9 protein-coding genes and 2 tRNA genes are annotated in these 6,166 nt (G+C 67.1%); 7 read left to right on the forward strand and 4 right to left on the reverse strand.

Annotation, left to right across the window (positions count from 1 at the left end; translation table 11 throughout):
• Window positions 1-268: 268 nt before the first annotated feature.
• Window positions 269-341 (reverse strand) — tRNA-Arg (locus SFU54_RS07395).
• A gap of 84 nt (window positions 342-425) precedes the next feature.
• Here SFU54_RS07395 and SFU54_RS07400 point away from each other — a divergent pair.
• On the forward strand, window positions 426-794 hold the full coding sequence (locus tag SFU54_RS07400) for a hypothetical protein (protein ID WP_319015645.1): 369 nt from the start codon (window positions 426-428) through the stop codon (window positions 792-794).
• Here the strand turns inward: SFU54_RS07400 and SFU54_RS07405 are convergent.
• Window positions 784-1,047, reverse strand: coding sequence for a thioredoxin family protein (locus tag SFU54_RS07405; RefSeq protein WP_319015646.1), 264 nt, complete (start codon window positions 1,045-1,047; stop codon window positions 784-786). The two genes, SFU54_RS07400 and SFU54_RS07405, sit on opposite strands and share 11 nt — an antisense overlap.
• A gap of 65 nt (window positions 1,048-1,112) precedes the next feature.
• Between SFU54_RS07405 and orn the strand changes: the two genes are divergently transcribed.
• The 6 genes from orn to SFU54_RS07435 all read left to right on the forward strand — a co-directional run bounded on the left by orn (window position 1,113) and on the right by SFU54_RS07435 (window position 4,436).
• Window positions 1,113-1,733 carry an oligoribonuclease gene (gene orn, locus SFU54_RS07410; RefSeq protein ID WP_319015647.1) on the forward strand — a complete coding sequence of 207 codons (621 nt, stop codon included), beginning with the start codon at window positions 1,113-1,115 and terminating at the stop codon, window positions 1,731-1,733.
• A 38-nt stretch (window positions 1,734-1,771) separates the two neighbouring features.
• Window positions 1,772-1,847, forward strand: a tRNA-His gene (locus SFU54_RS07415).
• Window positions 1,848-1,994: 147 nt separating this feature from the next.
• On the forward strand, window positions 1,995-2,324 hold the full coding sequence (gene clpS / locus SFU54_RS07420; protein ID WP_319015648.1) for an ATP-dependent Clp protease adapter ClpS: 330 nt from the start codon (window positions 1,995-1,997) through the stop codon (window positions 2,322-2,324).
• A gap of 2 nt (window positions 2,325-2,326) precedes the next feature.
• Window positions 2,327-2,854, forward strand: coding sequence for a DUF2017 family protein (locus SFU54_RS07425; RefSeq protein WP_319015649.1), 528 nt, complete (start codon window positions 2,327-2,329; stop codon window positions 2,852-2,854).
• Entirely contained in the window at window positions 2,851-3,225 is a 375-nt protein-coding gene (locus SFU54_RS07430) for a metallopeptidase family protein (RefSeq protein ID WP_319015650.1), read from the forward strand. The genes SFU54_RS07425 and SFU54_RS07430 overlap by 4 nt, the downstream gene beginning before the upstream one ends.
• Window positions 3,222-4,436 (forward strand): hypothetical protein, encoded by a 1,215-nt coding sequence (locus SFU54_RS07435; protein ID WP_319015651.1) that lies wholly within the window; start codon window positions 3,222-3,224, stop codon window positions 4,434-4,436. Before SFU54_RS07430 ends, SFU54_RS07435 begins: the two co-directional genes overlap by 4 nt.
• Window positions 4,437-4,452: 16 nt before the next feature.
• Here SFU54_RS07435 and SFU54_RS07440 read toward each other — a convergent pair whose 3' ends face one another.
• Together SFU54_RS07440 and SFU54_RS07445 are read right to left on the reverse strand one after the other, a co-directional pair.
• Window positions 4,453-4,962: an ATP-binding protein gene (locus tag SFU54_RS07440; protein ID WP_319015652.1), complete on the reverse strand. Its 510-nt coding sequence runs from the start codon at window positions 4,960-4,962 to the stop codon at window positions 4,453-4,455.
• Window positions 4,949-6,166 (reverse strand): ATP-binding cassette domain-containing protein (locus tag SFU54_RS07445; RefSeq protein WP_319015653.1); only part of this gene is annotated, 1,218 nt, incomplete at its 5' end. The genes SFU54_RS07440 and SFU54_RS07445, both read right to left, overlap by 14 nt.

Consider the following 6,166-nt stretch of genomic DNA (forward strand, 5'->3'; position numbering starts at 1 on the left):
AGTATTCCGCCGGGCGGAAGAGGTTATTCGCAAGACGGTCAGTGACTTGCCAGGCGACGCTGCCGAGCAAACTGAGGCCAACGACGATGCGTGCGAGCCCCACAAGAAGAGAACGATTCACGGCCGAAACGTATCAGGCCAACCCGCCCCCGCGCGACGATACGTTTGCGCTCCGACCTGAGTCGCGACCGCGAAGCGTGACGACCGCGCTCGTCACGCGGTAGCGGACGCTGCGCCGCAGGAGCGGCGGCGCAGCCAACAAACACAGTGCCCCCGGCAGGAATCGAACCTGCGGCCAAGAGATTAGAAGGCTCCTGCTCTATCCGCTGAGCTACGGGGGCTCACCTTTCAGGGTATCGGAGCGGGCTCACGGGCGTCGCTCAGCGTGACCGGCGACGCTGGAGGCCTACTCGAGGAGAGCATCCGTGGTCGATCGCATTCTGGGCGTCTACAACGCCAACGGCGGGCTCGTCGGCGAAGTGCGGTACATCGTCGGCCACCTACTGGGCACCGTGAGTTGCGCGCTGTGTGACATCACGCACTCCCCCGTGCGCCGCAAGCGCGAGTGGGATGCTCTGGTCGCCGAGCTCGACGTGCGAGTTGACCTGCGCCACCTCAACGAGCTCGATGAGCGCGAGCGCGAGGCGGTGGGGCACACGGCGCCGGTCGTGTTGGTGGAGAGAAACGGGATGCTCTCACCCTTGCTCGACGCCGCGCAGCTCGACGCACTCGACGGGTCGGTGAGCGAATTCGGGCGTGCCGTGCGCGCCGCGCTCGCCGAGCTCAGTCGATGACCTGAGCGAGGGCAGTCAGCAGGCGAGGCAGGGTCGGAACCCCTTCGGCGCGCAGCAGTTCGCTGCCCTCACGGTCGTAGATGATCGTGGTCGGAGTGCTGCGGATGCCGAGCTCGGCTGCTCGCGACTGGTGTGCCGCGACATCCCGTTCGTCGACGACGAGGGCCGGAACAAGCCGCTGCGCCTCGGCAATCACGTCGCGGGCCCGATGGCACGGATCGCAGAAGGCTGAGGTGAAGAGTTCGAGGCGCACACGGCCAGCGTACGCGCGACCCCTGTGCCGCGAACGCCAGCAATGCGCGCGGGTAGACTGCCCCGGTGAGTTCAACGACCGACCGTCTCGTCTGGATCGACTGCGAAATGACCGGACTCGATCTCGCGGTCGACGACCTTATCGAGGTGGCTGTCGTCATCACCGACTACGAACTCGAACCCGTGCATCCCGGATTCAGTGTCGTGATCGCACCCACCGAGGCCGGCCTCGCGAACATGGGCGAGTTCGTGCGTGAGATGCACGCAGCGAGCGGCTTGCTCGACGAACTCGACGAGGGCATTGCCCTTGCGGATGCTGAGCAGCAGGTGCTCGCCTACATCACCGAGCACGTGCCGACGGCGGGGCAAGCTCCCCTGGCCGGCAACACCATCGGCACCGACCGTGCGTTCATCAACCGCTCGATGCCGAGTGTCGACGCTCACCTGCACTATCGCTCTGTTGATGTGTCGAGCATCAAAGAACTCGTCCGTCGCTGGTTTCCGCGCGTCTACTTCAATGCCCCCGCCAAGAACGGCGGGCACCGCGCTCTCGCCGACATTCTCGAGTCGATTCGCGAACTCGACTACTACCGTCGCGCGGGCTTCGTTGCCGAACCCGGACCGACGTCAGACGAGGCTCAACAGGCCGCCAACGACGTCGTGCAGAAGTGGGCACCCCGCCTGTAATAGACTGTCGTGTCGGCCGTCGCAAGACGACTCGCATGGTGGGTATAGCTCAGCTGGCAGAGCGCCTGGTTGTGGTCCAGGAGGTCGCGGGTTCAAGCCCCGTTACTCACCCCAATTCTTTTTCCCGTGGTGATCATGTCGTCGAGACGACAGCGTGTCGCCACTGAGTGCTCGGCAGCGCATCCTCGACGGCGCCTGATCGGGTGTCGCCGTCGTCGCGCCCTTCCGTGCATCGTCGGCGCAGCGCGACACAATGGACTCGTGACCTCTTTCGCGCCTCCCACGGCTCGCCGTGACGATTCTGCGCGCGAACAGACAGGAAGCCAGGTGCTCGAACGCCCCCTCCACGCCGCCGAGGTCCCGTGGACGATCGTCGTCTGGAACGATCCCGTCAATCTCATGAGCTACGTCGCATGGGTCTTCCGTCGGCATTTTGGGGTGGATGCTCCGACCGCCGAACACCTCATGATGCAGGTGCACAACGAAGGTCGCGCCACACTCGCTGAAGGCAACCGTGAGCACATGGAACGCCATGCCGAAGCCATGCACGAGTACGGCCTCTGGGCCACCGTCGAGCGGGCACCCCGATGAAGATGACCGTGCCCACCGGCGCTGATGCCGAGCCCGGAGTAGTGGGAATCGTGCATGTCGAGCCCGAAGAAGCGCGCATTCTCGTGTCGCTCGCCGATCAGCTGCAGGCCTTGCTCGCCGAGGCTCTCGAGTCGCCCATCGATGATGACTCGGCCGTTCGTCGGGTGCTGCCCGATGCGTACCGCCACGAGCCCGAGCTTGCCGATGAGTGGCGACGATTGAGCCGACGCGGTCTTGTCGATCGCAAAATCGGATTTGCACGCACGCTCTCGCGCGCCCTCGCACCCGTTGCCGATGAGGGCATCGCACGCTCCGTGCCCCTGTCGACGGATGCGGCGCTCGACTGGGTGCGCGGCATCGGTGACTTGCGGCTCGTCATCGCCGATCGCATGGGCATCATCGTCGATGGCGACAACGGCACCTTCGGCGAGCCAGGGCTGCGTGACGTCTACGACTGGCTGGCGTGGATGCAAGATGGGCTCGTGCAGGTGCTCGAGTCGAGCGAGGGTTCAGCCGAAGCTGGCGCATGAACGACGAGGCGGCTACTCCATCTCTCGACCTCGATGCCGAGGCCTTCGAATCGCTCGTCATCGACGAACTCGATCGCCTGCCCGACGAGATGATCGACGGCCTCGACAACGTCATCTTCGTGACGCAAGACCGACCCGACGACGGCTCGCTCGATCTGCTCGGCATCTACGACGGGGTCGCGCTCACCGAGCGCGGTCAGTATGGCTTCGGCGAGTTGCCCGATCGCATCATCCTGTTTCGCGAGCCGCTGCTCGCCATCAGTGCCGACCTCGACGAACTGCGCGACGAGATCCACGTCACTCTCGTGCACGAGATCGCCCACTTCTACGGAATCGATGACGACGAACTGCATCGGCTGGGCTGGGCATGACGGGCGCGCGGCGAGTGCGGGGCATCCTGAGCGCGATGCTTGCTCTCGCCGTCGTGCTCGGCGTCGTCTATGCCGCAGCCGCGTTGCTGAGCCCGATTCCGCGCCTGCACGTTGAGCAAACCCTCTCGACCTCGCTCGACGGTGCGTGGGATGCCGAGCTCGCGCTACCCGCCGCGGGATCGACCGCCGTGCTCGCTGTCGACGGGCTGCCCGTCACCGCGGGCAGCACCGACCCGCGGCCTATTGCCGGAGCCGCCAAGCTCGTGCTCGTGAGTGTCGTGCTCGGAGTTGAGCCGCTCGACGCGGGCGCCACAGGCCCAGCCATCACGATCGACCAGGCTGCCGTCGACCGGTATCGCGAACTCGATGCGATGGGCGCGCGCACGGTCGTCGTGCAGTTCGGGCAAACCTGGACGCGGCGCGACCTCATTGCCGCTACCCTCATCGGCTCGGGCAACAACACCGCCGAGTTGCTGGTCGACACGGTGTTCGGCGGTCTCGACGACTACCGCGCCGCGGCGCGCGCATGGCTCGACGAGCGCGGCTTGACTGCGACGAGCGTTGTCGATGGCACGGGCCTCGATGCGGGGTCACTCTCGACCGCGAGCGACCTCGCGCAGCTCGCTCGACTCGCCCTCGAAACGCCCGTGCTTGCCGAGCTGCTCACCGCGCGCCCCGACGACGTCTCGAGCGGTTCGCCGGTCAACGACGAGGCCGACTTCGTGAGCGAGCTCGGCACCGTGGGCCTCACGCGCAGCTATACCGACGCCGCCGGCGTGTGCATCATCATGGGCGTGCCGGCCGGCGACGAGACGATCGTCGTTACTCTGCTGGGGCAACCGAGTTATCCCGAGGCCGAGGCCGCGGCCGCTGAACTCATTGCGAGCATTCGCGAGGGCGTGCACCCCATCGAGGTCGTGAGCATCGGCGATGTCGTTGCCGTGGCCCGATCGCAATGGGGCCAGTCGACCGAGCTCATCGCGACCGAATCGGTCACGGTGAGCTCGACGCAGCTCGCCGGGCTCGACATTCGACTCGAGGCGGCATCGCGATCGACGATTCTTCCGGGTGCTGACGCCGGAAGCATCGTCGTGACCGCGGGAGGTGTTGAGCAGGTTGTCCGACTCGAGTCAACGTCGGCCATCACCGAGCCCGGGGTCGCGTGGCGGTTTGCCGACCCGATGACGGTGCTTCAGCGCTGGACGGGCTAGTCGGTCGGCCAACCACTCAGAGCGCTGAGCCGTCGACGATCTCATCGGCGGTGCCACGCGGGTCGTGTAGCACCGCGTGTTCCTGCTCCTGACGAGCCCAGCGGCTCCAGTTGCGGGCGAAGAGCTCGCCGTCGCGCGCGATCGCGCGGCGGCGGCGCTCGGCATCATCGGCGAGATCAACCCAGATGGCGGGGTGGGCGAGCTCGCGGGCGGCCGGGCTGATGGCACCGCATCCCTCAATGATCAGGTCGCGGTCGGGGTCGAGGTCGTGCCACTCGCCCGGGGTGTTGTCGACCCAGTTCCACGATCGCCAGCGCGGCGGGTGCCCCTCGGCCAACGCGCGCAGCACATGCTGCAGCACGTGGGCTTCGCCGGCCTCGAGGCCATCCCACCCCGGGTAGACGTCGTCGAGGCTCAGCAGTTGAGCCCCCGTGGCGCGCGCCAGGGCCGTGGCGAACGTGGTCTTGCCCGACCCTGATCGCCCGTCGATCAGGGTGATGCGCGGCCCCGCCTTAGCCGAAAACACCCGTGAACCGTCCCGTGAGCACCGACGCAACAACGGCGACGACCGAGATGCCCACCCCGATGACAACAACCAGAGTGTCGGATGCTCGCCATGGTGACTCACGCACCCACGTGCGCGGCCCCGGCGCCCCGACGCCGCGCGCCTCCATGCCGATGGCCAGCGCCGAGCCCCGCCGAATCGAGAGCACGAGCAGAGCGAACACGAGCCCGAGAGCCCGACGCACTCCGCCACGGTCGGCGAGTCCGCGCGCCCGCTGGGCGCGCTCGAGCACGCGCGCGTCGTCGCGCAACACGGTCAGCAAGCGCAGGGCGGCGACGGCCCCGAGCACGAATCGACTGGGCAGGCGGAGATTCTGGCCGAGGGCATCCCCCAACCGCGTCGCGTCGGGGCGCGCAAAGAGCGCAATGGCCGGAACTCCGATCGCGAGAATGCGCAGCAGCGTGGCGAGGGCGAGTTCGAGTGAGCCGTCACTGATGCGCACGAGCAGAAACTCGACGTAGACGGTGCCCGAGGTGCGGCCATAGAACACGACGGTCGCAGCGGCGAGCGGTGCGGCGATGAGCAGCGGCGCGAGACGACGCAGCAGCGTGCGAGGCGAAACTCCGAGAAAGGGAATGAGCACGAGTTGCAGGCCGAGAGCGACCGCCGCCGAGACGAGGTCGAGTGTCGACACGAGAACAAACGCCGGAAGCAGCGATGCCGCGATGGCCGCCACGGGGTTGATGCGCTCAGCGCGCGAGGCGACTGTCGGCATGGCGACGGGTGGTTGGTTGTCGCGCAGCGGCAGGGCTACCTCCCGCGCGTCAAGCGCCTCGATGAGCTCACGATCATGCGTAGCCATGACGATGGCTCCCCCGCGGTCACGGTGCTCGGCCAGCAGCGCGGCGAGCTCGACCCACGTGCGACTGTCTTGGCCAAAGGTGGGCTCATCAAGCAACAGCACGGGCGGCTGCGGCGCGAGTGCCGTCGCCACCGACAGACGGCGTTGCTCACCACCACTCAGCGCGTAGGGGCTCACATCAGCCAAGTGACCTAGTCGCAGACGATCGAGCACGGCATCGACCCAAGCCGCGTCGGCACCGCCGACCTCGAGTTCAGCGCGCACCGTCGCGGCAACGAACTGATGCTCGGGGTTCTGAAACACCACCCCGAACCGACTCGCGAGCGCGGCCGAACGCCAGCGCGACGGGTCACCCTCACCGAG

The organism is Microcella sp., assembly GCF_033763155.1.
Classification (GTDB): Bacteria; Actinomycetota; Actinomycetes; order Actinomycetales; family Microbacteriaceae; genus Microcella.